Annotated in this window: 26 protein-coding genes; 13 read left to right on the top strand and 13 right to left on the bottom strand. The window is 71.9% G+C overall.

Annotated features, from left to right (window positions below):
* Positions 1 to 26: 26 nt before the first annotated feature.
* Positions 27 to 611 (bottom strand): helix-turn-helix domain-containing protein, encoded by a 585-nt coding sequence (locus tag AC3RKB_RS10525; RefSeq protein WP_491436096.1) that lies wholly within the window; start codon positions 609 to 611, stop codon positions 27 to 29.
* 127 nt (positions 612 to 738) lie between these two features.
* On the opposite strand from AC3RKB_RS10525, the gene speB reads away from it, so the two are divergent.
* The 6 genes from speB to AC3RKB_RS10495 all read left to right on the top strand — a co-directional run bounded on the left by speB (position 739) and on the right by AC3RKB_RS10495 (position 5,743).
* Positions 739 to 1,710: an agmatinase gene (speB, locus tag AC3RKB_RS10520; RefSeq protein ID WP_491436095.1), complete on the top strand. Its 972-nt coding sequence runs from the start codon at positions 739 to 741 to the stop codon at positions 1,708 to 1,710.
* Positions 1,707 to 2,123: a YybH family protein gene (locus tag AC3RKB_RS10515; protein ID WP_491436094.1), complete on the top strand. Its 417-nt coding sequence runs from the start codon at positions 1,707 to 1,709 to the stop codon at positions 2,121 to 2,123. The genes speB and AC3RKB_RS10515 overlap by 4 nt, the downstream gene beginning before the upstream one ends.
* Positions 2,124 to 2,148: 25 nt before the next feature.
* Positions 2,149 to 3,549 carry a purine-cytosine permease family protein gene (locus tag AC3RKB_RS10510; RefSeq protein ID WP_491436093.1) on the top strand — a complete coding sequence of 467 codons (1,401 nt, stop codon included), beginning with the start codon at positions 2,149 to 2,151 and terminating at the stop codon, positions 3,547 to 3,549.
* Complete coding sequence (locus tag AC3RKB_RS10505; protein WP_491436092.1) at positions 3,546 to 4,211, top strand: cyclase family protein; 666 nt, start codon at positions 3,546 to 3,548, stop codon at positions 4,209 to 4,211. Before AC3RKB_RS10510 ends, AC3RKB_RS10505 begins: the two co-directional genes overlap by 4 nt.
* Positions 4,212 to 4,304: 93 nt before the next feature.
* Positions 4,305 to 5,372, top strand: coding sequence for a PHP domain-containing protein (locus AC3RKB_RS10500; protein ID WP_491436091.1), 1,068 nt, complete (start codon positions 4,305 to 4,307; stop codon positions 5,370 to 5,372).
* On the top strand, positions 5,372 to 5,743 hold the full coding sequence (locus AC3RKB_RS10495; protein ID WP_491436090.1) for a VOC family protein: 372 nt from the start codon (positions 5,372 to 5,374) through the stop codon (positions 5,741 to 5,743). The genes AC3RKB_RS10500 and AC3RKB_RS10495 overlap by 1 nt, the downstream gene beginning before the upstream one ends.
* Positions 5,744 to 5,748: 5 nt before the next feature.
* On the opposite strand, the gene AC3RKB_RS10490 is transcribed toward AC3RKB_RS10495, so the two are convergent.
* The 3 genes from AC3RKB_RS10490 to AC3RKB_RS10480 form a co-directional block, all read right to left on the bottom strand.
* Positions 5,749 to 6,579 (bottom strand): alpha/beta fold hydrolase, encoded by an 831-nt coding sequence (locus AC3RKB_RS10490; RefSeq protein WP_491436088.1) that lies wholly within the window; start codon positions 6,577 to 6,579, stop codon positions 5,749 to 5,751.
* A gap of 14 nt (positions 6,580 to 6,593) precedes the next feature.
* On the bottom strand, positions 6,594 to 6,788 hold the full coding sequence (locus AC3RKB_RS10485) for a hypothetical protein (RefSeq protein WP_491436087.1): 195 nt from the start codon (positions 6,786 to 6,788) through the stop codon (positions 6,594 to 6,596).
* A 66-nt stretch (positions 6,789 to 6,854) separates the two neighbouring features.
* The gene (locus AC3RKB_RS10480; protein ID WP_491436085.1) at positions 6,855 to 7,796 is read right to left on the bottom strand and encodes a cytochrome b/b6 domain-containing protein; all 942 of its coding nucleotides are present in this window, start codon (positions 7,794 to 7,796) and stop codon (positions 6,855 to 6,857) included.
* Positions 7,797 to 7,945: 149 nt separating this feature from the next.
* Here AC3RKB_RS10480 and AC3RKB_RS10475 point away from each other — a divergent pair, with 149 nt between their 5' ends.
* A complete protein-coding gene (locus AC3RKB_RS10475; protein WP_491436084.1) occupies positions 7,946 to 8,704 on the top strand; it encodes an EI24 domain-containing protein in 759 nt (252 codons plus the stop codon).
* A 131-nt stretch (positions 8,705 to 8,835) separates the two neighbouring features.
* Positions 8,836 to 10,317, top strand: a complete 1,482-nt coding sequence (locus AC3RKB_RS10470) for an MFS transporter (RefSeq protein WP_491436082.1) — start codon at positions 8,836 to 8,838, stop codon at positions 10,315 to 10,317.
* Here AC3RKB_RS10470 and AC3RKB_RS10465 read toward each other — a convergent pair.
* The 6 genes from AC3RKB_RS10465 to AC3RKB_RS10440 form a co-directional block, all read right to left on the bottom strand.
* Entirely contained in the window at positions 10,314 to 11,036 is a 723-nt protein-coding gene (locus tag AC3RKB_RS10465) for an NAD-dependent deacylase (protein WP_491436080.1), read from the bottom strand. The two genes, AC3RKB_RS10470 and AC3RKB_RS10465, sit on opposite strands and share 4 nt — an antisense overlap.
* Positions 11,033 to 11,641 (bottom strand): class I SAM-dependent methyltransferase, encoded by a 609-nt coding sequence (locus tag AC3RKB_RS10460; protein ID WP_491436078.1) that lies wholly within the window; start codon positions 11,639 to 11,641, stop codon positions 11,033 to 11,035. Before AC3RKB_RS10460 ends, AC3RKB_RS10465 begins: the two co-directional genes overlap by 4 nt.
* Before the next feature lie 88 nt (positions 11,642 to 11,729).
* Positions 11,730 to 13,394: a glycoside hydrolase family 13 protein gene (locus tag AC3RKB_RS10455; protein WP_491436076.1), complete on the bottom strand. Its 1,665-nt coding sequence runs from the start codon at positions 13,392 to 13,394 to the stop codon at positions 11,730 to 11,732.
* 93 nt (positions 13,395 to 13,487) lie between these two features.
* Positions 13,488 to 14,414 carry a carbohydrate ABC transporter permease gene (locus tag AC3RKB_RS10450; protein ID WP_491436075.1) on the bottom strand — a complete coding sequence of 309 codons (927 nt, stop codon included), beginning with the start codon at positions 14,412 to 14,414 and terminating at the stop codon, positions 13,488 to 13,490.
* Positions 14,414 to 15,379, bottom strand: a complete 966-nt coding sequence (locus tag AC3RKB_RS10445; RefSeq protein ID WP_491436073.1) for a carbohydrate ABC transporter permease — start codon at positions 15,377 to 15,379, stop codon at positions 14,414 to 14,416. The genes AC3RKB_RS10450 and AC3RKB_RS10445 overlap by 1 nt, the downstream gene beginning before the upstream one ends.
* Positions 15,380 to 15,405: 26 nt before the next feature.
* Positions 15,406 to 16,656: an ABC transporter substrate-binding protein gene (locus AC3RKB_RS10440; RefSeq protein WP_491436071.1), complete on the bottom strand. Its 1,251-nt coding sequence runs from the start codon at positions 16,654 to 16,656 to the stop codon at positions 15,406 to 15,408.
* A 180-nt stretch (positions 16,657 to 16,836) separates the two neighbouring features.
* On the opposite strand from AC3RKB_RS10440, the gene AC3RKB_RS10435 reads away from it, so the two are divergent.
* The 3 genes from AC3RKB_RS10435 (at position 16,837) to AC3RKB_RS10425 (ending at position 19,128) form a co-directional block, all read left to right on the top strand.
* The gene (locus AC3RKB_RS10435) at positions 16,837 to 18,081 is read left to right on the top strand and encodes an ROK family protein (RefSeq protein ID WP_491436069.1); all 1,245 of its coding nucleotides are present in this window, start codon (positions 16,837 to 16,839) and stop codon (positions 18,079 to 18,081) included.
* 61 nt (positions 18,082 to 18,142) lie between these two features.
* Positions 18,143 to 18,679, top strand: a complete 537-nt coding sequence (locus AC3RKB_RS10430; protein WP_491436068.1) for a hypothetical protein — start codon at positions 18,143 to 18,145, stop codon at positions 18,677 to 18,679.
* A complete protein-coding gene (locus tag AC3RKB_RS10425) occupies positions 18,676 to 19,128 on the top strand; it encodes an SRPBCC family protein (protein ID WP_491436066.1) in 453 nt (150 codons plus the stop codon). Before AC3RKB_RS10430 ends, AC3RKB_RS10425 begins: the two co-directional genes overlap by 4 nt.
* A gap of 207 nt (positions 19,129 to 19,335) precedes the next feature.
* On the opposite strand, the gene AC3RKB_RS10420 is transcribed toward AC3RKB_RS10425, so the two are convergent.
* Positions 19,336 to 20,850 carry an HNH endonuclease signature motif containing protein gene (locus AC3RKB_RS10420; RefSeq protein ID WP_491436064.1) on the bottom strand — a complete coding sequence of 505 codons (1,515 nt, stop codon included), beginning with the start codon at positions 20,848 to 20,850 and terminating at the stop codon, positions 19,336 to 19,338.
* 356 nt (positions 20,851 to 21,206) lie between these two features.
* On the opposite strand from AC3RKB_RS10420, the gene AC3RKB_RS10415 reads away from it, so the two are divergent.
* Positions 21,207 to 22,457, top strand: coding sequence for an endonuclease/exonuclease/phosphatase family protein (locus AC3RKB_RS10415; protein ID WP_491436062.1), 1,251 nt, complete (start codon positions 21,207 to 21,209; stop codon positions 22,455 to 22,457).
* 84 nt (positions 22,458 to 22,541) lie between these two features.
* Here the strand turns inward: AC3RKB_RS10415 and AC3RKB_RS10410 are convergent, their stop codons facing one another.
* On the bottom strand, positions 22,542 to 23,141 hold the full coding sequence (locus AC3RKB_RS10410) for a TetR/AcrR family transcriptional regulator (protein WP_491436061.1): 600 nt from the start codon (positions 23,139 to 23,141) through the stop codon (positions 22,542 to 22,544).
* Positions 23,142 to 23,296: 155 nt separating this feature from the next.
* Between AC3RKB_RS10410 and AC3RKB_RS10405 the strand changes: the two genes are divergently transcribed.
* A complete protein-coding gene (locus tag AC3RKB_RS10405) occupies positions 23,297 to 24,127 on the top strand; it encodes an alpha/beta hydrolase (protein ID WP_491436059.1) in 831 nt (276 codons plus the stop codon).
* 39 nt (positions 24,128 to 24,166) lie between these two features.
* On the opposite strand, the gene AC3RKB_RS10400 is transcribed toward AC3RKB_RS10405, so the two are convergent.
* Positions 24,167 to 24,721: a hypothetical protein gene (locus AC3RKB_RS10400; protein ID WP_491436057.1), complete on the bottom strand. Its 555-nt coding sequence runs from the start codon at positions 24,719 to 24,721 to the stop codon at positions 24,167 to 24,169.
* Positions 24,722 to 24,805 lie beyond the last annotated feature (84 nt).

Raw genomic sequence — 24,805 nt, 5'->3', positions numbered from 1 at the left:
CCCCCTCGCGGGCACTCGCGCATGCGCTAGGCTGACCCGCTCCACGGCGCGGGCACGAGCACCCACACGACCTCGGCGGGCTGGTCGTCCTCGGCGGTCCAGGTGTGCGGCTCGCGACCGGGGAAGGTGAGCGCGTCGCCGGCGTCGAGCCGCACCATGCGATCGGCGAACCGCACGGCCACCGCGCCCGTGACGACGTGCATGACCTCGACGTCGCAGTTGACGGTGTAGAGCTCCCTCCCGCCGTGCGCGCCGGCCTCGAGCGACGAACGCAGGAGCTGCACGCGCGACTCGCCGCGCGGCGACATGAGGTGTTCCTCGACGTGCACGCCGCCGAGGTTGATGCGCGGCGCGTCGGCGCGCGTGACCTTCTGGATCTCGGGTTCGGCGAACAACGCGCCGACGGGCAGCGAGAGCACCTGGCAGAGCTGCACGAGGGTCGCGACGCTCGGCGAGGTCTCGTCGCGTTCGAGGCGGCTGAGGAAGCCCTTGCTGAGGCCGCTCGACTCGGCGACCTGCGCGAGCGTGAGGCCCTGCGCCATCCGGGTACTGCGGAGCTTGGCGCCGATGGGCGGCCCGTCGGCGTCGGCTGAGGGATGGATGGGACGCAACGCCGGCTCCTTCGCTGGGGATCGGTACGGCCCGTCGGCCCGGTCTCGACCTCGGTGGTTGACGCGGGCGGGGTGCCGGGCGTACCGTGTGGCTGAGTTTCCTCAACAGTACTGGAAGTTTCGTAATATGCAACCCACTCCCGAGCACGCGCCGCGCGGACCGGTCGACGCCAGCGTCGTGCCACGCTTCGCCGGCATCGCCACGTTCGCGCGCCTGCCCCGCCTCGACGAGGTCGAGCGGGCGGATGTCGCGATCGTCGGCGTTCCGTTCGACTCGGGCGTGAGCTACCGCCCCGGCGCACGCTTCGGTCCCGCGCACGTGCGCGAGGCGTCGCGCCTGCTGCGCCCGTACAACCCCGCGCAGGACGTCTTCCCGTTCGGCGCCCAGCAGGTCGCCGACGCCGGCGACATCGCCGTGAACCCGTTCGACATCGCCGAGGCCGTGCGCCAGGTCGAGGCCGGCGCGCGCGAGCTGCAGTCGGCCGCGCGCAGGACCGTGGCCATCGGCGGCGACCACACGATCGCACTCCCCCTGCTCCGCGCCGTCCACGCCCAGCACGGCCCGGTCGCGGTGCTCCACTTCGACGCCCACCTCGACACGTGGGACACCTACTTCGGCGCGCCGACCACGCACGGCACGCCGTTCCGCCGCGCGAGCGAGGAGGGCCTCATCGACCTCACCGCGAGCATGCACGTCGGCATCCGCGGCCCCCTCTACGCCAAGAGCGACCTCGAGGACGACGAGCGGCTCGGCTTCTCGATCGTCTCGAGCGAGTACCTCGAGGAGCACGGCGTCGCGGCCGCGATCGACCGCATGCGCGCCCGCATCGGCGACGCGCCGCTGTACATCTCGATCGACATCGACGTGCTCGACCCGGCCCATGCACCCGGCACGGGAACCCCCGAGGCCGGCGGGCTCACCAGCCGCGAACTGCTGCGGATGCTGCGCGCCCTCGCCGACCGGAACATCGTCGGCGCCGACATCGTCGAGGTCGCCCCCGCGTACGACCACGCCCAGCTCACGGCCGTCGCCGCGAGCCACGTCGCATACGAGCTCCTCAGTGCCATGGCGCCCAAGGGAACGGAGGCCACGAGATGACCGAGCAACGCACCCCCGCCGTCGAGGAGGTCGAGGCCGCGGCATCCGCCATCGTCGAGGCCTTCGCCGCGACCGACGGACCCCGCTACTTCGCGACGTTCGCGCCCGACGCGACCTTCGTGTTCCACACCGAGCCCGCACGACTCGACGACCGGGCCGCGTACGAGCGCCTCTGGGCCGAATGGGTGGCCAGCGGATGGCGCGTCGCCTCGTGCACGTCGAGTGACCGCCGCGTGCAGCCGTTCCCGGGCGGCGCGGTGTTCACCCATTCGGTCGAGACCGCCGTCGAGACGCCCGACGGTCCCGACGCCTACCGGGAGCGCGAGACCATCGTGTTCCGCACCGACCCCACCCGCGGCCTCGTCGCCGTGCACGAGCACCTCTCCCCCATGCCCGCCGACGACGCGGCCTGACCCCCCCAACCCGAGGAGAACAGCAATGTCGCTCTACACCCGCCTCGAACAACGCCTCGAACGCAACTCCGACGACGCCGGCCCCGTCAAGGGCGAGTTCTCGCTGGTGCGCATCGGCCTGATCTGGCTCGCCGCGAACCTCGTCGTCACGACCCTGCTCACCGGCACGCTCTTCGTGCCTGAGGTGGACTACGGCCTGGTCATCCTGCTCATCATCGTCGGCACCCTGATCGGCGCCGTGGTGCTGGTACTGGTCGGCAACATCGGCACGCGCACCGGGCTGCCGACCATGGCGCTCACACGCGGACCGTTCGGCACGCGGGGCAGCCTGCTGCCCGTCACGGCCAACGTCGTGATCCTGATGGGCTGGAGCTGGGTGCAGGCCATGCTCGCCGGCATCGCGCTCGACTTCATCGTCGCCTCGTTCACGGGGGTCTCGCTGCCCGTCCTGTGGGCGGTCGTCTGCCAGACGATCGTCGTGATCCTCGCGATCTTCGGCCACGAGGGCATCGCCCGCATCGAGCCGTGGCTGGCCGCGGTCATGCTCGCGATCATGGCGTACATCTTCATCGCCGCGTTCACCACGTTCACGCCGGCCGAGTACGTCGCCATCGAGCCGGCACCGACCATCTACACGCCGATCCTGGTGCTCGACGTCGTCATCGCCACCGCGATCTCGTGGACGGTGCTCTCGGCCGACTTCAACCGCTTCGCGAAGACCAGCCGCGACGGGATCGTCGGCGCGGGCGTGGGCTACAGCCTCTCGACGATCATCTCGATGTCGCTCGGCGCCACGGCGATCGCGTACGTCGTGCTCTCGGGCGGCGAGGCCGTGCCGTTCGACCCGGTGACGATCATCGACCCGTTCGGCTGGCCGCTCGCGATCGTGATCTTCGTCTCGGTCATGGCCACCAACACCATGGTCGTGTACGGCATGGTGACGTCGGTGGTGAACGCCGTCCCGGGCACCCGGGTGAAGTTCCTGCCGACCGCGCTGGTCCTCGGCCTCATCTCGATCATCGGCGCGACGTTCTTCGGCCTGCTGAACCAGTTCACGACGTTCCTGGTGCTGATCGGCGCGCTGTTCGCCCCGGTCTTCGCGATCATGATCGCCGATTACTACATCGTCAAGCGCGGCGCCTACACGCCCGACATCCTGCACCCGCGCGGCGGGCGGTACTGGTACCTCGCGGGCGTGAACTGGGCGGCGATCGCGTCCTGGGCGGTCGGCGCGGTCGCGGTCTACCTCTGGACGTACGTCTGGCCCACGCCGATCGGCGCGACGATCCCGGGCTTCGCGCTCACGTTCGTGCTCTACCTGCTGCTCTCGCTGCGTGAGCGGGCCGCGCACCCGGCGGAGCCGAGCCACCACCTCAGCCGCGTGCCGCTCGGCACGGGCTCGGGTGCCGGCGGCACCGGCGCGTGACCGGGGCGACCGGGCGGATGCGCGACCTCAGCCACCCGATCTCCGACGGCATGATGGTGTACCCCGGCGACCCCGGGGTGCACCTCGCGCCCGCGCTCGAACTCGAGCGCGACGGCGCCGCGGTGACGGCGGTGCGGATGGGATCGCACACGGGCACCCACGTCGACGCGCCGTCGCACACGGTCGCCGGCGGGCGGTCGATGGCGGAGGTCGCGCTCGACGAGCTCGTCGGCGAGGCGCTCGTGGTGCGCGTCGCGGGCCTGGGCGACGGCGCGACGATCGGCCTCGACGAGCTCGGCGACCTGCCCGACGCGATGCCGCCGATCGTGGTGGTCGACACGGGCTGGTGGCGGCACTTCGGAAGCGAGCGCGCGCTGCGGCACCCGGCGCTGGATGCCGCGGCCGCGCGTGCGCTCGTCGAACGCGGCATGCGCGTGCTCGCGGTCGACACGCTGAGCCCCGACCCGACGGATGCCGCGGGCACGACGTCGTTCCCCGTGCACGAGATCGTGCTCGGGGCCGACGGGCTCATCGTCGAGAACGTGACGAACCTCGAGGGGCTGCCCGAGCGCATGCGCGTCGGCTTCTTCCCACTGCGCCTCGCCGGCGACGGCGCGCCGGTGCGCGCGGTCGCCTTCGACGTGCGCCCGTCGGTCGAGTAGGCGCGCAGCGCCGTATCGAGACCCGCCGTCCGGTCTCGATACGCGCCTTCGGTGCTACTCGACCCCCAGAACGTTCGCGTGCAGACTGGGGCGATGGACCCGGTGCAGGCGCTCGAGGAGATCGCGACGCTGCTCGAGGTGCAGCTCGCCTCGCCGTTCAAGGCGAAGGCGTTCCGGCGCGCGGCCGCCGCGATCGCCCCGCTGTCGGTCGACGAGCTGCGTGCCCGCTCGTCCGACGGGCGGTTGAAGCGCACGCCCGGCATCGGCGACTCGAGCCTCGGCGTCATCGTCGAGGCGCTCGCCGGCGATGTGCCCTCCTACCTCGCCGACCTCCGCGAGAAGGCGGGCGCCGAGTCCCGCACCGGCCTGCGCGCACTGCTGAAGGGCGACCTGCACGCGCACTCTGAGTGGTCGGACGGCACGACGAGTATCGCCGCAATGGCGCGCGCCGCGACATCCGCCGGGCTCGAGTACTTCGCCCTGACCGACCACTCGCCGAACCTGCGCGTCGCGAACGGGCTCTCGCCCGAGCGTCTCGAATCGCAGCTCGAGATCGTCACCGCGCTGAACGCCGGGCTCGGCGAGGGCGACGGCGACCCCGATGCGCGCGACCGCGGCGACCTCGGCGTTCGGATCCTCACGGGCATCGAGGTCGACATCCTCGAGGACGGCGTGCTCGACCAGCGTCGCGACCTGCTCGACCGGCTCGACGTCGTCGTCGCGAGCGTGCACTCGAAGCTGCGGGCCCCGTCCCGCGAGATGACGCCGCGGATGCTGCGTGCCATCCGCGATCCCCGCACCAACGTGCTCGGCCACTGCACGGGCCGGCTCGTGCAGGGCTCGCGCGGAACCCGTCCCCAGTCCGAGTTCGACGCCGACGCGGTGTTCGCGGCGTGCGCCGAACACGACGTCGCGGTCGAGATCAACTCGCGCCCGGAACGCCAGGACCCTCCCGACGACCTCATCGCGCTCGCCCTCGGCCACGGATGCCGGTTCGCGATCGACACCGACGGGCACGCGCCCGGCCACTTCGGCTTCCTCGCGCTCGGGGCGGCGCGTGCGGAGGCCGCGAGGATCCCGCCCGAGCGGATCGTCACCACGTGGGACGCCGACCGGCTCGTGGAGTGGGCGGCATCGAAGAAGCGACGGAAGGGGTCGTGATGGAACTCGGCGCATTCTCGGTGAGCCTCGCGGTGAAGGACCTCGCCGCGTCACGCGCCTTCTACGAGCAGCTCGGATTCGAGGCCTTCATGGGCGAGGTCGAGCAGGGCTGGCTCGTGCTGCGCAACGCCGACCACGTGATCGGACTGTTCGAGGGCATGTTCGAGCGCAACCTGCTCACGTTCAACCCGGGGTGGGACCAGCGGGCGCAGGAGGTCGAGGCCTTCACCGACGTGCGCGAGCTTCAGCGGACCCTCCGCGAGCGCGGCATCGAGGTCGTGAGCGAGGTCGACGAGTCGGGATCGGGTCCGGGCAGCTTCATCGTCGTCGATCCCGACGGCAACCCGATCCTCTTCGACCAGCACCGCTGAGCGGGTCAGGAGCGTTCGCGGACCCAGTCGAGCACGCCGCCGAGCGCCGTCAGCACGGCGACGTGACCCGCGTCGAGACGCATCCAGAGGCGCGCCTCGGGCACGGCCGCGAGGAGCCGGACCGCGTGCGCTCGCGGGATCAGGCGGTCGAGTTCGCCGTGCACGAGCAGGGTCGGCACGTGCACCGCGGCGAGGTCGAACCCCCACGGGCGCGTGAACGCCACGTCGTCGTCGACGAGGCCGGCGGGGCCCGCCTCCTCCGCTCGCTGCACATCTCGTCCGAGGTCGGCCCAGTCTCCGCCGAGCGCGGCCCGGTCGGCCGCGACGAACTGCTCCGGATCGAACTCGTCGGTCTCCGCGAAGCGCGCGCGCTCGGCCCGCGACGCGGCCGCGGCGCGCAGCGCCGCAGGCGCCTGCATCCCGTCGAACCAGGCGTCGTCGCCCGTGTACGGGGCGACGCTCGCGAAGGTGGCCGCCGCGGTCACCCGATCGGCGAGCATCGCCGCGCAGGCCAGCGCGTGCGGCCCGCCGCCCGAGTACCCGACCACGCCGAAGCGGTCGACGCCGAACGCGTCGGCGACGGCCTCCACCTCGACGGCGGCGGCGGCGACGTCGCGCCCCGGGTTCGCGGCGGACCCGCCGTAGCCGGGCCGGGCGTACGTCAGCAGCCGGATGCCGCGCTCCCGCGTCGCGTCGACGAGCGGGCCGATCGGCTCGCCGGTGTGCGGCGACCCGTGGTGCCACACCACGACGGGCGCGTCCGGCGCGGTCGAACCGGCCTCGAACGCACGGACGGTCCGCCCGTCGGGCACCGCGACGTCGAGCATGCGCGGCATGCGCGCCCCGCGCGTCAGCGCTCGACCTGCCGGCGGTCCCCCGCCCGGCCGAGCCACGCGCGCAGCGCGAAGAACACCCCGACCGCGACCACCGCGACCACCGCGAGCTTGACGATGAACCACAGCACGCTGAACACGAGGTCGACGAGGAACCACGCGATCACGACGGAGGCGATGACGCCGAGGACGATCCAGATGGTGCGGCTCATCGTTCGAGCCTATCGAGCCGCAGGCTCCCCGCAGCATCCGTCGACCGGGCCGTCACCCAGGAGCCGTCAGCCCTGCACGCGCCCCGACGGCGCGGCGATGCGCTTCAGCCGCGGCGGCGTGGCGAGCACCCACGCCGCGACCATGACGACGACCGACAGGGCGAACACGGCGAAGCCGAGCCAGTCGTCGGTGTCGCGGGCCGTGTACATCTGGTTGAGCTTGCGGAGCGCGCCGGTGGTGAACACGAGCACGACGTGCACGAACGTGAACGCCAGGAAGAAGAGCATCACCGGGTAGTGGACGGCACGGGCCCACTTCTCGGTCGCCGGGTTCGCGAGCGACCCCTCCGCGGGCCAGATCGACGAGAGCCGGAGCCCCGTGAGCAGCGCGAGGGGCGCCGCCACGAACACGACGGTGAAGTACGCCAACTGCTGCAGCGCGTTGTAGACGACCCACGAATCCTCGGTCGGCCACTCGAGCGAGGCGTACTGCAGGGCCGCCGAGAGCGCGTTCGGCACGACGGCCCAGTCGGTCGGCACGATGCGCAGCCATTGCCCGGTCGCGAAGAGCAGCACGACGTAGGTGACGCCCGTGAGCACCCAGAGCGCATCGAGCCACAGGTGGAACCACAGCCAGATGCCGAGGCGGCGCGGCGCGCGCTTCGTGCGGGGCCAGCGGGTGTTGTCGCGCGTCCAGAACCCCGGCGGGCGGCGCTTGCCGCGCAGCTCGAGCCCGGTCTTGACGAGCAGCGCGAGGAAGAAGGCGTTGAGGAAATGCTGCCAGCCGAGCCACGCGGGGATCCCGACGGGCGTTCCCTCCGGCGGCGGCACGATGCCCGGGTACTCGGCGACGAACGCATCGACGGCCGGGATCTCGCGGAGCAGCCGCGCGACCACGACCGCGACGACGAACGCCACGAGCGCGATGCCGGCGCCCCACAGCACGCGCCGACGCTGCGCCTTCCACCATTCGGCGGCGCGCGAGGGCTTCGTTGAGGTCACGGTCATCTCCGGGTCGGTTCCTTCTCCGGTCGGGTTCGGCCGGCGGTGCCGGACTGAGCGTATCGACGATAGCGCCGACGGCTGGGAACCCGTGACCCGCGTGACGCTCCGCGACGCAGCCGGGCGAGCTCGTCGCACCTGCCTATGCTGGGCCGATGCTGAAGGAACTCGCGACCGGTGCGCGCATGCTGCTGCGCGGCTTCGGCTTCTGGCGGCGGGATCCCGGGGTGATGCTGCTGGGGCTCGTGCCCGCCGCGATCGTGTTCGCCGCCCTGGTGTGGGGACTGGTCGCGCTGGGGATCGGGCTGCCCGGGCTCGTCGACTGGGCGACGCCGTTCGCCGACGGATGGCAGGAGTTCTGGCGCTCGGCGTTCCGCGCGCTCGTCGCGGTCGTCGTCTTCGCGGGCGCGGCCGTGCTCGCGTTCGTCACGTTCACCGCGCTGACGCTCATCGTCGGCGACCCGTTCTACGAGCGCATCTGGAAGGCCGTCGAGGCCGACCTCGGCGGGGCCGTGCCATCCGAGGGTCCGAGCTTCTGGAGCGGGGTCGGCGGCGCGCTCGTGCTCGTGCTGCAGGGCCTCATCTCGGCCGCGGTCGTCGCGGTCGCCGGGTTCATCCCCGTGGTCGGCGGCGTGCTCGCGGCCGTGCTCGGCGCGATCCTGACGGGGCGCCTGCTCGCGCGCGAACTCGCCGCCCGGGCCTTCGACGCCCGGCATCTCGACCCCGATGTACGCCGCGCCCTCCTCCGCACCAACCGCTGGCGGTTCCTCGGCTTCGGCGTCGCGACGCAGCTGTGCTTCCTCGTGCCGCTCGGCGCGGTGGTCACGATGCCGGCCGCGGTCGCCGGTGCGACGATGCTCGCACGGTCCGCGCTCGAACCCGTGCATCCGATCGGGCCCGACGACCGGAAGTAGGTGGTGAGGGGCAGCGGATGCCGCGGGGCCCGTCGATTCTCCCGCGGCATCCGCCTGTCTCGGGCCGGCGGGGCCGGCGTGCTTGACACCGGCACCGGGCCCGCGACAGGCTCGCCGCGAGGGGGCGGCCGATGGGGCGCGAGCGCGGGACCGATCGCGGCGCGGGAGCACGCCGCGCCCGCCGCGCGGCGCGCGACCCCGCCCACGCGTCTCGCTGGGTGATCGCGGCGCTCTGCACGGGCACGATCCTGAGCGCCCTGAACTCGGGCATGATCGCGGTGTCGCTCAGCACGCTGCGCCGCGAGTTCGCGGTCGACGTCGCCACGGTGACGTGGGTGATCTCGGTGTTCTACCTCACGTCGGCCGTACTGCAGCCACTCATGGGCCGGCTCGCCGACCGGTACGGGCCGCGGCGCGTGTTCGCGACCGGCATGTGGACGATCATGCTCGCCGGGGCGCTCGGGCCGTTCGCGCCCGACCTCGTGTGGCTGTGCGCCGTGCGCGTGCTGCTCGCGATCGGGACCGCGACGGCGTTCCCCTCGGCGGCGGCGATGCTCCGCGCGGTCGCGGCGACGAGCGGCGCCAGCGCACCGAAGATGATCGCGCGCATCCAGCTCGTCGACACGAGCTCGGCCGCGGTCGGGCCGGTGCTGGGCGGGCTGCTCATCGTCGCGTTCGGCTGGGAGGCCATCTTCTGGATCAACGTTCCGCTCGCCGCGGTCGCGCTGGTCAGCACGGCGCTGGTCGCACCGCGCGATCCGCCGCGCGAGCGCGTGCCGATCAGGCAGTCCCTCCGTGAATCGGATGTGCCGGGCATCCTGCTCTTCGTCGTCACCGTCGCGACCCTGCTGGTCTTCCTGCTCGAACTGCCGAGCGGACCGATCTGGCTGCTCGTGCCGGCGACGCTCGGGGCCGGTGCGCTCTTCGCCTGGCGCGAGCTGCGCACCCCGGCGCCCTTCATCGACCTGCGCCTGCTCGCCCGGAACATGGCGCTCGTCCGCGTGTACGCGCTGTTCGTGCTCGCGAACCTCGTGTTCTACAGCGCCCTGTTCGGCATCCCGCAGTACCTCGAGGACCACGCCGGCTACCGCACCGACCTCGTCGGCGCCCTGCTGCTGCCGCTCGCGGCCTTCAACGTCGTGATGACGCCGGTCGTCGAGCGCCTGATCGACCGGCGGGGGGCGCAGCGCACGCTCGTGATCGGGTCGGCGGCCCTCGCGGTCGCGACCCTCGCGCTGCCGCTGCTCGGCGCCTCGACGGCGGTGCCGGTCGTGCTCGCGGTCACCGCGGCGGTGGGCGTCCCGTACGTGTTCGTGCTGATCTCGATCACCCAGTCGCTGTACGTCGCCGCTCCGCCCGAGCACGTCGGCCAGGCGGCCGGCATCTTCCAGACCGCGCGCTCGCTCGGGTGCATCGCGGCGAGCGTCGTCGTCGGCCTCGCGTTCACGGGCGGCACCGGCCCGGCCGACTGGGTGCTGCTCGCGACCATCGCGGCGGGGCTCGCATCCGCGACGCTCGTGGTCGTGGTGCTCTGGCGGATCCCGCGGGCCCCCGTCGCGGCCCCGGCCCCGCACCCGGCGACGCCGTCCTCGCCCGCACGGCCGGACGACTAGCCTCGCGACATCCGGCCCGCGAGCACCTCGTCGACCCAGCGCGGCACGAGTTCGCTCGCGGGCCCGAGCCGGCTCTCGTCGAAGAACGGCGTGATCTCGCTCTCGGCGAGGTTGAGCTCCAGCGTCGCCGCGCCGAACGCCGCCGCGGTGAGCACGAAGCCGGCGGCCGGGTGCACGGCGCCGGACGTGCCGATGGCGACGAACTGCTCGCACGCGACCAGGGCGAGGTCGATGTCATCGAGCCAGTACGGCATCTCGCCGAACCAGACGACGTCGGGGCGCAGCATCCGCTCGCCGCACCGCGGGCACGGCGGCGCGTCGGCGAGATCGCCGGTGACGTCGACGCGCGCCTCGCAGGCCAGGCATCGTGCGCGGCCGATCTCGCCGTGCATGTGCCGCACCCGACCCGACCCGGCGCGCTCGTGCAGGTCGTCGATGTTCTGCGTGATGAGCAGGAAGTCGCCGCCGAGGGCCGCCTCCAGCCGTGCGAGCGCCGCATGCGCGGGGTTGGGGGCGACGGATGCCACGGCACGGCGCCGCGCGTCGTAGAACCGCTGCACGGTGTCGGGGTCGCGTTCGAAGGCCTCGGGCGTCGCGACCTCCTCGACCCGGTGCCCCTCCCACAGGCCGCCCGCGTCGCGGAACGTGGGCACGCCGCTCTCGGCGGAGATGCCCGCGCCGGTGAGCACCACGATGCGCGGCGCCGCGCCCGGGGTCACGCGGGCGCCTCCGCGGCGACGTGCCCGCTGAACAGCAGCACGCGCGTCGGCCCGAACGGGAACGACGGCACGCGCACCAGCTGTACGTCGTCGCCCGTGAAGCCCGCGGCGACGAGGGCGGCGCCGGTGTCGCGGTCCCAGTGGCAGCCGTGGCAGAAGCGCGTCGAGAACGGCGTGACCACGCGCTGCACCGCGCGCTTGAGCGTGCGCGGCGGAGCGATGACGTGGTCGACGAACACGACCCGCCCGCCCGGCCTGAGCACGCGCCGCACCTCGGCGAGCGCCGCGCCCTGGTCGCGCACCGAGCAGAGCACGTAGGTGCCGACGACCGCGTCGACCGACGCGTCGGGCAGCGGGATGGCCTCGGCGACCGCGTCGAGCGGCGTCGACCGGTGGCCCCACTCCCGTGCGCGCGTCGCGAGCTCGCTCCGGCGCTCGGCGTCGGGTTCGAGGCCGACCCAGTCGACGTCCTCGTGCAGCGCGCCGAAGTTCTCGCCCTCTCCCGCGCCGATCTCGAGCACACGGCCGCGCACGCGTCCGACGGCCTCGCGCTCGAGGTCGTCGAGCGCGTCGTCGGTGATCAGCTCGGGCCGCGCGCCATCCATGCCGTCATGCGACCACGGCTGCGCGCGTCCGTCAAGCGGTCCGCGCGGGCCCCGGGATTCGAACCGGCCGGAACCCGCGCGGAGTCGCTCACCGTCGCAGCCAGACGGTGGTCTCGCCGGGCAGGCTCCCGTGGTCGAGACGACCGCTCGCCACGAGCGGAACCCCGTCGGGGAGGTCGACGGGCTCGGTGCCGAAGTTCATCACGACCTCCCACCCGTACGGGCGCCGGAAGTGCACGACGTCGGGTCGGGCGGATGGCACCCACTCGAGCTCCTCGGGCGCCTGCAGGTCGCCGCGCAGCACGAGCGCGCGCCGGTACATCCAGAGCGTCGACGCCGCGTCGTCGGCCTGCACGTCGGCGGCGAGCTCGCCGAACCACTCCGGCTGCGGCAGGTGCGCGCCGTCGGGCCCGAAGCCGAACGACGAGCCGGCGCTGGTCCACGGCAGCGGCACGCGGCATCCGTCCCTGCCGATGTCGACGCCCGGGTTGCGCAGGTACGACGGGTCCTGGCGCTCCGAGGCGGGGATGTCGGCGACCTCGTGGAGGCCGAGCTCCTCACCCTGGTAGAGGTAGGCGGAGCCGGGCAGGCCCAGCATGAACAGGCTCGCCGCGCGCGCCCGCCGCAGGCCGCGTTCCCGGTCGAGCTCGGGCTCGGTGCCCCCCGAGAGCAGCCAGGCCGCGCCGTGCTTCTCCCCCGGCTCGGATGGCTCGGGCAGCCCGTAACGCGTCGCATGCCGGACCACGTCGTGGTTGGAGAGCACCCACGTGGTCGACGAGCCCGACTGGGCCGCGAGGGCGAGGTTCGCGTCGACGACGCGGCGGAACGCGTCGGCGTCGAACGGCGCCTCGAGCAGGTCGAAGTTGAACGCCTGGCCGAGGCCCTCGACGCTCGCGTAGCGGGGGCGGCGGTGCGACTCGACCCATGCCTCGGCGACGCCGATGCGCGGCGGCGAGTACTCGTCGAAGAGGCGACGCCACTCCGCGTAGATCTCGTGCACCTCGTCGCGGTCCCACAGGGGGTGCGCGCCGTCGCGCGGCAGCGCGTCGAGCGTGGCCTGGTCGGGCAGCTCGTCCTCGAGCCGCTTCGCGAGCCCGTGCGCCACGTCGATGCGGAACCCGTCGACGCCGCGGTCGGACCAGAAGCGCAGGGTGCGCAGGAAGTCGTCGCGGACCTCGCGGTTGTCCCAGTTCAGGTCGGGCTGCTCGGTCGCGAAGGTGTGGAAGTACCATTGGCCGTCGCCCACGGGCTCCCAGGCGCTCCCGCCGAAGATGCTGGTCCAGTCGGCGGGCGGCAGCGCGCCATCCGGCCCCAGCCCATCGCGGAAGACGTACCGGGCGCGAGCCGCCGAACCGCGGGGCGACGCGAGCGCCTCGCGGAACCACTCGTGCCGGTTCGACGTGTGGTTCGGCACGATGTCGATGATCACGCGGATCCCGACCTCGTGCAGCGCCGCGACGAGGTCGTCGAAGTCCTCGAGCGTGCCGAGGCGCGGGTCGACGTCGCGGTAGTCGTCGACGTCGTAGCCGCCGTCGGCGAGGGCCGACGGGTAGAACGGGCTGAGCCAGACGGCGTGGATGCCGAGCCGCCGCAGGTAGGGCACACGGGAGGCGATGCCGCGCAGGTCGCCGACGCCGTCGCCGTCGGCGTCGGCGAAGCTGCGCGGGTACACCTGGTAGACGACGGCTTGGCGCCACCAGTCGGCGTCGTGGCGGGTTCGGTCGAGGTCGGGGCAGGCGAGCACGTCGCTCATGGCGTGCGGTCCTTTCGGGGTCGGTTGCGAGTGGCGGAGGATGCGGACGGGCGGGCGGGCCCGGCCCCTGAGGGGCGGCCGGCCCCGCGGCTCCTACCCCTTCACCGCACCCTGCGTCACGCCCTCCATCACCCAGCGCTGGGTGAAGAGGTAGACGATGATCGCCGGCGCCATGGCCATCAGGTACGACGCGAACGACACGTTGTAGTTGTTGCTGAACTGCGTCTGGAAGATCGACTGCACGACGGGCAGCGTCTGCTGCGCGGAGTCGGCGATGATCAGCGACGGCATCATGAAGTCGTTCCACGAGGCGAGGAACGCGAAGATCGCGACCGTCGCGCTCATCGGCGCGAGCAGCGGGAAGATCAGCCGCCGGAACGTCTGCCACGTGGTGGCCCCGTCGATGCGGGCGCTCTCCTCGAGCTCGAGCGGGATCGAGCGCAGGAACGCCGTGAACAGCAGGATGCTGAACGACAGCTCGAACATGATCTTCAGGATGATGACGCCGAACGGGTTCGCGAGACCGACGAGCCCCGTGAGCTGGATCTGCGGGAGCGCCACCACCGGGAACGGCAGGAACAGCGCCGTGAGCAGGTAGAAGAACGACCAACGGAACAGCCGGTGATCCCAGTTCCGCACGATCGCGTACGACGCGAGGGCCCCGAGGATGACGGTGCCGACCACGGTTCCGGCGGTGATGAGCAGCGAGATCATGAAGGCGACGGGGAAGTTGGTCAGCTCCCACGCCTGTGCGAAGCCGGAGAAGTCGATCGGGTTCGGCAGGGAGAACGCGTTGCCGTCGACCGCCTGGGATGTCGACTTCAGCGACATCGAGATCGTGACGTAGAGCGGGAGGAGCACGGTCAGGGCGCAGAGGAGCAGGATGACCAGGGTCGTCCAGTTCGTCCGCTCCTGGCCGACGCGGCCCCGCCGGCGCGGCGCTCGCGTGGCGACGGCCTCGTCGCGCGAGCGCGTGGTCGAGACGGAAGCGGGGATCCGCTTCGCTGCTGTCTGGGTCATCAGATCGCCGCCCTTCCGCGGGAGATTCGGAGTTGGAGGACCGAGATGGCGACGGCGATGATGAAGAAGATCGTCGCGTTGGCCATCTGGTAGGCGTAGTCGCCGCCGGTGAAGCCGGTGAAGATCGTCATCGCGATGCTGCGCGTGGAGGTGCCCGGACCGCCGTTCGTCAGGCCGACGATGACTTCGTACACGTTCAGGTAGTTCTTGAAGCCGATGATGATGTTGATCACGACGTACCCCGCGACGAGCGGGAGCGTGACCGACCAGAGTCGGCGGGCCGCGCCCGCCCCGTCGATGTCGGCGGCCTCGTACACTTCGCCGGGGATCGAGAGCAGTCCGGCGATGTAGATCAGCAGGGTGGCCGGGATGGACTGCCAGGCGGTCACGATCACGATCGAGAGCCAGGCGAGGTCGGGGTTCGCGAGGATCGACTCCGACAGCCAGGGGATGCCGGCGGCCGTGCCGAATGCCGGCAGCGAGTTCGAGAACAGGAAGTTGAAGACGTAGGCGATCACGATGCCCGAGATCACCATCGGGATCACGAACACCGCGCGGAGCGGCGTCTTCAGCTTGATGCGCGACGTGAGCCCCACCGCGAGCAGGAACGCGATGACGTTCACGAGCAGCACCGTCACGATCGCGAAGCCGAACGTGAAGCCGTAGCTGGCGAGGATCGCCGGGTCGGAGAACACCGCGATGTAGTTGGTGAGCCCGATGAACTGCCAGTCGCCGAAGCCGATGAAGTTCGTGAACGAGTAGAAGATGCCGAGGACTGCCGGGACCGTGATCGCGACGGTGAACAGCACGAGCGTCGGGATCAGGAACCAGTAGTAGACCGGGTCGACCCGGGGCCGGCCCCGCTTGTCGTGGGCGGTCCCCGCGAGGTGGTCGACCTGGCCGTGCTCGGCCTCTTCGACCAGCGCGCCGGCGGAGGCCGCGGCGGGGGTGATGGGTGTCGTCATGGCGTTCGTCCTCTCGATTCGCCGGGTCAGCCGCGCAGGGCCAGTCGTGCCCAGTCGGCGTCGATCTTGGCGAGCGTGTCGGGGATGTCCGCGCCGGTCGCCATGGCCTGGATGTAGTTGTCGATCGGGATGGTCAGCGGGATGGAGCGCGACAGGCCCTGGTAGAAGGCGCCGTCGTCGTAGTACTCCTGCATCGGGATGATGCGCTCGTCCGTGACATCCGCCGCATCGGTCGTCGTGCCGAAGCCCAGGAACGCCGCGTTGTACTCGTCCATGACCTCCTGCTGCATGAGGTACGACACGAACTCGCGTGCGGCCTCCTGCTCGGTGCTGGCCTCGGGGATCCACAGGGCGAGGTCGAGGTTGACCCGCACCTTGAGGTCGTCGGGGTCGTCCGACGAGGGGAGCGGGAACGTGGCGAGCTCGAGGTCGGGGTTCGTCTTCGCGATCTCGCCGAGCGCCCACGGGCCCTGCATGTACATGGCGGCCTCGCCGTTCGCGAAGGCGACGTTGCCGTCGCCGTAGCCGCGGCTCTCGGCGTCGTCGTTCGAGTAGTCGGCGAGCTGCTTCATCTTCTCGGAGGGCTCGAGGATCGTCTTCTGGAAGGACACCTCCGAGTCGGGACCGACCTCGGTGCCGAGCTCCTCCATCTGGTCGAGGAACTCGGGGACATCGATCAGGCCGCCGACGGAGTAGTCGAAGAGGCCCTGGCCGAGCGTCCACGGGTCCTTGAACGTGCTGTAGATCGGCGTGATGCCCGCGGCCTCGAGCTCGTCGCAGACCGCGATCAGCTCGTCCCAGGTCGTCGGGACCTCGAGGCCGTTCTCCTCGAACATCTCGACGTTGTAGATGACGGATGCCGCGGCGACCGAGTACGGCAGCACGCTCGTGCGGCCGGGGTACGTGGCGTACTGGTCGACGAGCTCCTGCACCTCCGGGCGGATGCGGTCGGCCTCGGGCATGTCGGAGAGGTCGGAGAGCGCCCCGCGCTCCATGAACCGCGCCATCTCGTAGTTGTAGTTGAGCAGCCCGACGTCGGGCGGGTTGCCGCGGAGGAACCCGGCCGAGAGGTTCGAGGCGGTGTCGAGCGTGACCTGCACGTCGTCCTGCTCGGCGTTGAACTGCTCGACGAGATCGCGGAAGTACGGGATCGCCTCGGGCTTCGACATGTGGAAGGTGATCTCGGCGGGGCCGCCGCTGCCGACGCCGGCGCAGCCGGACAGGGCGAGCGTGGCGCCGAGCAGGCCCGCGGTCGCGAGCGCGAGCGTGACCGGCATCGGCCGGCGTCCCATGGCGCGGGAGGTGGGGCGGTCTGGGCGGTGAGGCACCTCGTCGTCTCCTCTGGTTCCGGATCGCGCGTGCCGTTCCCGGCCCGTCGACCCTGACGGAAGTAAATTTAGAGTGTAGATTTACTTGTTGTCGTAAATAATGACTGAGGAAGACGGAAAGGTCAAGGGGTGGACAGGATCGAAGCCGCGACATCGCCGCAGGTGCTTCGCCGCGTGAATGCTCGACGCGTGCTCGACCACGCCTGGCGCGCCGGTCCGTTCACCGCGACCGATGCGATGGCGGCCACAGGGCTCACGCGTTCGACCGTCATCGGGGTGTGCGACGAACTGCTGCGGCAGGGATGGCTGGAGGAGCTCGACGACGCGCGCGCCGTCGGCGCCTACACGAAGGGCCGGCCGGCGCGCCGATACGCGCTTCGCGAGCGCGCCGCGGTCATCATCGGCGTCGACGCCGGCTACGACCGCGTCTCGGCCACCGTCGCCGACCTGCGCGGGACCCCCCTCGGCCGGCACGGCGTCGTCATCCCCTCGCCCGGACCCGGTGACGTCGAGCGGCTCGCCGATGCCGACGCACGTCGCTCGCTCGCCCGCACCGCCGTCGGTGGCGCACTCGCGGACGCCGGCGTCTCGCCCGCGGAGGTTCTGGCGATCACCGTCGCGGTGCCCGCGCCGGTCGACCGCGACGGCGTCTCGCCCGCCGAGGACTGGTTCTGGAGCCTCACCAACCCGGGGTACGCCGCGGTGTTCGACCGCGACGCCGATCTCGTCACCGTCGAGAACGACGCGAACCTCGCCGCGATCGCGGAACGATCGGCCACGACGGGCGGAGGCCGCGACGTCGACTCCTACATCGCGCTCATCGTGGGCGAGGGCATGGGCGCCGGCCTCATGATCGACGGGCGACTCGTGCGCGGACGCCGCGGCGGTGCCGGCGAACTGCGCTTCCTCGAGCATGTCGAGGGCGTGGGCTCCCCCGAGGGTCTCGCCCTGCTCGCGCGCCGGTGGGCGGTCGAGGCGATCCGCGCCGGCCTTCCCGCCGACAGCCCGCTCGGCCGGCTCGACCCCGACACGCTCGACGAGTCCGACGTCGGCGACGCGGCGCGGGCGGGCGATCCCGTCGCGATCGGGATCGTCGACCGCCTCGCCGACCGCCTCGCCCGCATCTGCCTCGTGCTCGGCGACCTGCTCGACGTCGACCGCATCATCGTCAGCGGCGCCGCGGCCGAGTCGCTCCCGATGATGATCGACCGTGCGGCGGCCATCCTCGACGGCAGCGGCGATCCGACGGCTCCCGAACTGCGGAGGTCGGAGCTCGGCGAGCACTGCGTCACGATCGGTGCGATCGAGCACGCACTCGAACTCGTGCGCGATCGCGCGCTCGACCTCTCGCCTCGGGCCCGCGGCGCGGCCTGAGGCCTGGCCCGCGGCGCGCCCGAGGCGCAATCCGACCCCGGGGAGTTCGAGGGGGAACGCCATGGCCCGACCGATCGAGGGAGTCGGCACGGCGGTCGCAGCGTTCGTCGGCCTCGCCGACGCCGGCCCGATCGGCACCCCGGAGACCGTCGACGCATGGAGTGGCTTCGAGGCCGAGTACCGCGGCCGCGCGGGGCCCGGCACGATGGGTCACCAGGTGTGGGACTTCTTCGAGAACGGCGGCCGCTCGGCCGTGGTAGTCCGGGTCGCGGACGCCCGCCTCGAGTCGGTGCGGCGAGGGCTCGCCGCGCTCGACGGTGTGGACCTCGTGAACCTGCTTGTGCTCCCGGCGGAGTCGGCCGCGGATCCCGATGCGCACGCGATCGTCGCCGAGGGCGTCGCGTTCTGCGAGCGTCGGCGCGCGATGCTGCTCGTCGACCCGCCGCCGTCGTGGACGAGCACGGCGGCGATCGATTCCTCGAGGAGAGCATCGAGCGGGGCCTCCGGTGGGCGACGTTCGAGCCGAACGCCCGCGCATCCGCGAACGCTGCCGGAATGCTGCATCCGCGCCGACATCGGTGCGACGCTGGACGCATGACCTCGACGATCGAACGCCGGATCGACATCGCGGCCCCGGCCGATATGGTGTTCGAGCTCGTCTGCGATCTGCACGGCTACGGTCGCTGGCTGCCGTCGGCCGGCGACTACGAGGGCACGTCCGAGATCTCGCCGCCGCCCGTCGTTGTCGGCACGACATACGCCGAGCACAGCCGCCGCGGCGTTCGCCATGGACGGATCGTGGTGCTCGACCGGCCGCTGCGTGTCGTGTTCGTGCAGCCCATGACGCTGCGTCCGCGCATGGCGGGCACGATCGAGAGCACCGTGACCATGTCGGTGGCCGCCGCTGCCGGCGGCGCGCGCGTCACGCGGACCGTCGAGCTCGGCATACCCGGCCGGCTCGCCCTCGCGCGCTCCCTCATCATCAGCCGCTACTCGCGCGAGAGCGAACGCATGCTGCAGGCGCTGAAGCGCTTCGCAGAACGCTGAACCGAGTCCCCAGCCGATCGCCTCTGCGTCCCCGAGTATCGGCCGACGCGGTCTGAACGTCCCGGCGCGACCGGCGCGGTGTGCTCCGCTCTCGTGCGATCCGTGTAGCTTCGATCGCGCTCGCGTCATGGTTCGATCCCATCCGCACGCCTCTCATGCCGCGACGGCGCATGCCGTTGATGTCGCGACGGCGCATCCCGCAGCGGCTCATGCTGCGAGGTCGGGCAGTTGCAGTTCGAAGCGTGCGCGGCCGCCGAGTCGTGGGGTTTGGTCGGGGTCGATGTGCGGGGGTGGGATGAACCAGGCCTCGCGCGCGGTCGCGCGGATCTGCCATCCATCGCGGTGGATGAGGTGGTGGCAGAAGCTGCACAAGAGCACGCCGTTCGCCAGGTCGGTGGGGCCGGTGTCGCGCTCCCACCAGTCAATGTGGTGGGCTTGGACGTAGCCGATGTTCTGCCCGCAGCAGGCGCAGCCGCCGTCGCGTTCGCCGAGCGCGAGGCGTTGCGCTTTCGTGAACAGTCGTGCGGCGCGGCCGAGGTCGAGTGGCAGGCTGTCGCCGCCGAGCACGGCGGGGATCAGGTTGGCGTCGGCGGCCAGGCGGCGGGCGCTCGCCGCGGAGATCGGCTGGTCGATGCCGTCGATGCTCGCGTGGCCGAGGCCGGTGCGCAGCGTGTCGAGGTCGATGCGGACGATGACGGTGGTCTTGGCCAGCGGGGTGGGCGCGTCCTGACAGCCGAGTGCGTGTCGGGCGAGGTCGGCGAGCGCGTCGGCCCGGATCTGCAGGATGGACCGCGGGTCGTCGATGACCGGGACACCGGGCTCGCCGTCGCCGTCGCCGTCGGCGTGAGCGGTGGCGGTGGCGGTGCGGTCCGGCACGCGCGCGCCGGGCGCGGGGTCGCGACGGCGGAGCACGTCGCTGACGAGCGCGTCGATCGCGGCTTTCACGGGTGCGGCGGTGACCGGGTCGAGTCGGGCGTGCAGGTGCAGCATGCCGGTGCCGTCTTCCCGCATGCTCAGCGACCGCTGCGTGCGCAGCTGCTCTTCGCGGGGTTCGACCCCGTCGGCGTCGAGGCGTGCTTCGGCCTCGCGCACGCCGCGCAGCAGGAGCTCGAGCGGCACCTGGCCGGCGAGGCGGACCAGGGCGGCCTCGGCGGTGTCGGCCAGGGCGGGGTCGGCGCGCAGCGCGACCCGGTCGAGCATGCCCGCGATCGCGGCCGCCGCATCGACGCTGATCGCCGCCGCACCCAGCGCCGCGGCCAGGTGCGGGTGACGGGCCGGCGCCCGACCACCGGTGAGACCCGCCCGCTCGGCGGTCGCCGTGCCGACCGCGATCAGCTTCGCCGCCTCACTGCGCGACCCCCCCGTGGCCGCCGCGAGCAGCCGCACCGGGCTGTGGAACCCGTGCGTCTTCGCCAACCCGGTGTCACCGAACTCGGGCCCGGACCGGCGGGCGACCTCGCCCGCGACCCGCACCAGCAGCCCATCGACCTCGCGCCGCAACCGCGCCAGCACATCGGTCACCTCGACCAGGTCGGCATCACTCATCCGCTCCACCTCGAGCTGCGCATCACCGACCCGCGCATCACCGGCCCACGCATCACCGGAAGGCGCATCACCGGCAGGCGCATCGGCGCCGATCACCCCGAACGCCGGCAGCGCACCGGCCCAGGCCGTGCGCAGCGTCGCGAGCTGCCGCTCGAGCGATGCCAGCGCTGATTCCATGCTTCGATCCTGCACCCACCCACCGACATTCCGATCCGACCCGAAACATGACCTGATCAGCACAAACCGCCTGTGGGGAATCCGCGCGCCGGTCGACCTGTGGAGGACGAGTCGCGCCACGCCGCGCTGGTCCTGCATGCGACATCCGGTCACCTACGACATCCCGTCACCTGTGGCATCGGGTCACCCGCGACATCGCGTCACCCGCGACATCCCGTCACCCGCGACATCCCGTCACCCGCGACATCCCGTCACCCGCGACATCCGGTCACGTCGGGTTCTTCCGGTCGACACCCGACGCGCCTAGCGTGGGGTGCAGTCGCACACCGCCGATGTCGTCGATGAAGGAGAAGGGCATGTCCACGAGACGCCGCCGCACCACCGCCGCACTGACCGCCACTGCCACGCTGATCGGCGCCGCCGCCGTCACGGCGATCGCAGGCCCCGCGGCCGCCGCACCGCCCGAGGGCGCCGGGCCGACCGACCTGCGCGTCGCCACGTACAACCTCTCGCTCAACCGCAACTTCGAGGGCCAACTCGTCGCCGACCTGTCGACGCCCGACAACGCGCAGGCGAAGACGGTGGCCGAGGTCATCCAGCGGACCAATCCCGACATCGTGCTGCTCAACGAGTTCGACTTCGTCGAGGGCGGCGTGGCCGCCGACCTGTTCCGCGAGAACTACCTCGAGGTCCCCCAGGGCGGCGCCGACCCCGTCGAGTACCCGTACGCGTTCGTGGCACCGTCGAACACCGGCATCCCGAGCGGCTTCGACCTCAACAACAACGGCACGGTCGGAGGGCCCGACGACGCGCTCGGCTTCGGCTTCTTCCCGGGCCAGTTCGGGATGGCGGTGCTCTCGAAGTATCCGATCGACGCCGATGCGGTGCGCACGTTCCAGCACTTCCTCTGGAAGGACATGCCGGGAGCGCTGCTCCCCGATGACCCGAACACCGCGGCACCCGCCGATTGGTACTCGCCCGCCGAGCTCGACGTGTTCCGCCTCTCGAGCAAGTCGCACTGGGATCTGCCCGTCGACGTGAACGGGCGCATCGTGCACGTGCTGGCCTCGCACCCGACCCCGCCCGTCTTCGACGGTCCGGAGGACCGCAACGGCCTCCGCAACCACGACGAGATCCGATTCTGGGCCGACTACGTCACCCCGGGTACGGCCGCGCGGTACATCTACGACGACGAGGGCGGCATCGGCGGGCTGAAGCCCGGCGAGTCGTTCGTGATCCTCGGCGACCAGAACGCCGACCCGCTCGACGGCGACTCGGTCGAGGCGGCGGTGGACCAGCTCCTCGCACACTCGCGCATCACCGACCCGCTTCCCACGTCGGAGGGTGCGGTCGAGGCGTCCGAGCTGCAGGGCGGCGCCAACCTCGCGCACGAGGGCGACCCGGCGCTCGACACCGCCGACTTCGCCGACACGACGCCCGGCAACCTGCGCGCCGATTACGTGCTGCCGTCGCGCGACCTGCGCGTGACCGACGCGGGCGTGTTCTGGCCGGTGCAGGCCGATCCGCTCTCGGCGCTCACGGGCGTGTTCCCGTTCCCGTCGAGCGACCACCGGCTCGTGTGGGTCGACGTGCGCGTGCACGGCTGACCGCGTCGGTGACCGAGTCGCCGCGAGACGGCGTGTCGAGGCCTCGCACCGACGGGTGCGGGGTTTCGGCGCACGCCTGAGGCGCTACCCGGCGTCCGGCACCTCCGGGGGCACGCCAGCGACGCGTCGAGCGGATGACACGAACGCGGGCCGCACGCGCTCCCACCCGTCGAGGTAACCGCCGACCATCGCGGCGTCGCGCAGCAGCACCAGCTCGGCGGCGGCCTGGGCGGGGTCGTCGGCGCCGGCGGCGCCGAGCACGCGCTCGAGCTCGGATCGAAACCACTCGCGGTGCCGCGCGACCGCCGTGCGCACGCCGCTCGCGGCATCCGGGTACTCGGCGGCCGCGTTGATGAACGGGCACCCGCGCGTGTGGTGGCGCGCGACATCGTCGGCGAGTCCCTCGATGACGAGCCCGACGAGCGGCGCGGGCTCGGCGCCCGACGCCTCTGCGGCCTCGAGGGCGCCGCGGATGTTCGCATCCTCCACGCCGAGGTAGGCCTCGACGAGCGATTCCTTGCTCGGGAAGTGCCGGTAGAACGTCGCTCGCGTGACCCCCGCCCCGGCGATGATGCGGTCGACCCCGACGGAGTGGATCCCCTCGCGGTAGAAGAGCTCGCTCGCCGTCGTGAGCAGTCGCTCGCGCGCTGCGGAGGTACCGCTCGGCGTCGTCCGTGTTGCCATGACGTAAATGATAGAACGATCTTTCTCTTTTTGCTTGACATGGATGTCGCGACCGGCGTATCTTCTGGGAATAACAAGACAGAACGATCGTTCTACTTCACTGAACGACACGGACCGCGCAGAGCAGGCAGAGCAGACCAGAAGGAGCACCACCCATGACCACCACCGACAAGGCCCCCATCGTCCTCATCCACGGACTCTGGATGACCCCGACCAGCTGGGACACCTGGGCGGAGCGCTTCCGCGCCGCCGGCCACGAGGTCATCGTGCCGGGATGGCCCGGCATCGACGACCGCTCGGTCGCCGACATCCGCTCGAACCCCGAATCCCTCAAGGGCATCGGCCTGAAGCAGATCGCCGACCACTACGAGGCGATCATCCTGGCCCTGCCGCAGAAGCCCATCATCATGGGGCACTCGTTCGGCGGCGTCATCACCCAGATGCTCGCCGACCGCGGCCTCGGCGCCGCCTACGTCGGCGTCACGCCCGGCCAGACCGCGGGCATCACCACACTGCCGCCGTCGACGCTCCGCACGGGCTTCCCGATCCTGTCGAACCCGTTCGACCGCAACGGCGCGAAGCCCATCTCGAAGTCGCACTTCCACTTCACCTTCGGCAACGACCTCAGCCGCGAGGCATCCGACCGCATCTGGGAGCAATACGCCGTGAACTCCTACAACCGGGTCTTCTTCGAGGGCGTCGCGTCGACGATCAACGAGAAGGGCGGCGTGACCCACGTCGACTACGGCCGCACCGACCGCGCTCCCCTGCTCGTGATCACAGGCGAGATCGACCACGTCGTGCCGCCCGCCATCGGCCGGGCCGTCGTGAAGAAGTACCGCGCGACGGGCAGCCCCGCCGTCGTGGACTACCGGGAGTTCGCCGGGCGCACGCACCGCATCGTCAGCCAGGACGGCTGGGAGGAGGTCGCCGACTTCGCGCTCGCGTGGGCGCTCGAGCATGCGCAGGTTCCGGCTGCGGAGTGACGGACCCGGTCGATGGGCCGCGCCGCGCAGCGGCAGCGTCTACGCGGCGACCGGCGGCAGGCCCGGTCCGACGCGGTCGGGGACGGCCCGCACGACCGTCGGCAGCCAGTCGCGCACCTCGGGCCACGCCCGTGCGGTCGGCAACCGGCGGATGAGCGCGGCGAGCGGCGCCTCGCCCGGCGCCCACGGGATCACCCGGCTCGGCGACGCCGACGCGAGCACGCCGAGCCACCAGTGCATCCACGTGCCCTGCAGCGACTCGGGCTCGAGCACCACGTAGTAGTCGGGCACACGGAGCCGGTGCTGCGCGACCTGGCCGATCACCTGCTCGATCTCGAGCTGCAGCACCCCGAGCGTCGAGCGCTCGTCGTAGAACTCGACCCACGCCGAGGCGACGTGCCCGAGCGGGTCGCGGTCGTGCACCACGAAGGGCGCCTGCGACGTGGCCGACCACGTCACGACCTCGGCGTCGGTGGCCTCCGTCATGTCGGCGAAGCTCGCACTCTCGACGTTCGCGAGCCCGGCGAGCGAGCCGATCGCGCTCGTCGCCTCGTCGCCCACGACGACCAGGGTGGTGCTGCCCGGAGCCTCCATTTCCGGATTGTACGTCCGGCGGGGGCACGTTCGGGAGGGTCGAAGGGCGGGTCTCGATACGCGCCTGCGGTGCTACTCGACCAG

The organism is Agromyces capsici, assembly GCF_058349965.1.
The sequence above is the reverse complement of the archived record's forward strand: the minus strand, read 5'-3'. Positions and strand labels throughout refer to the sequence as shown.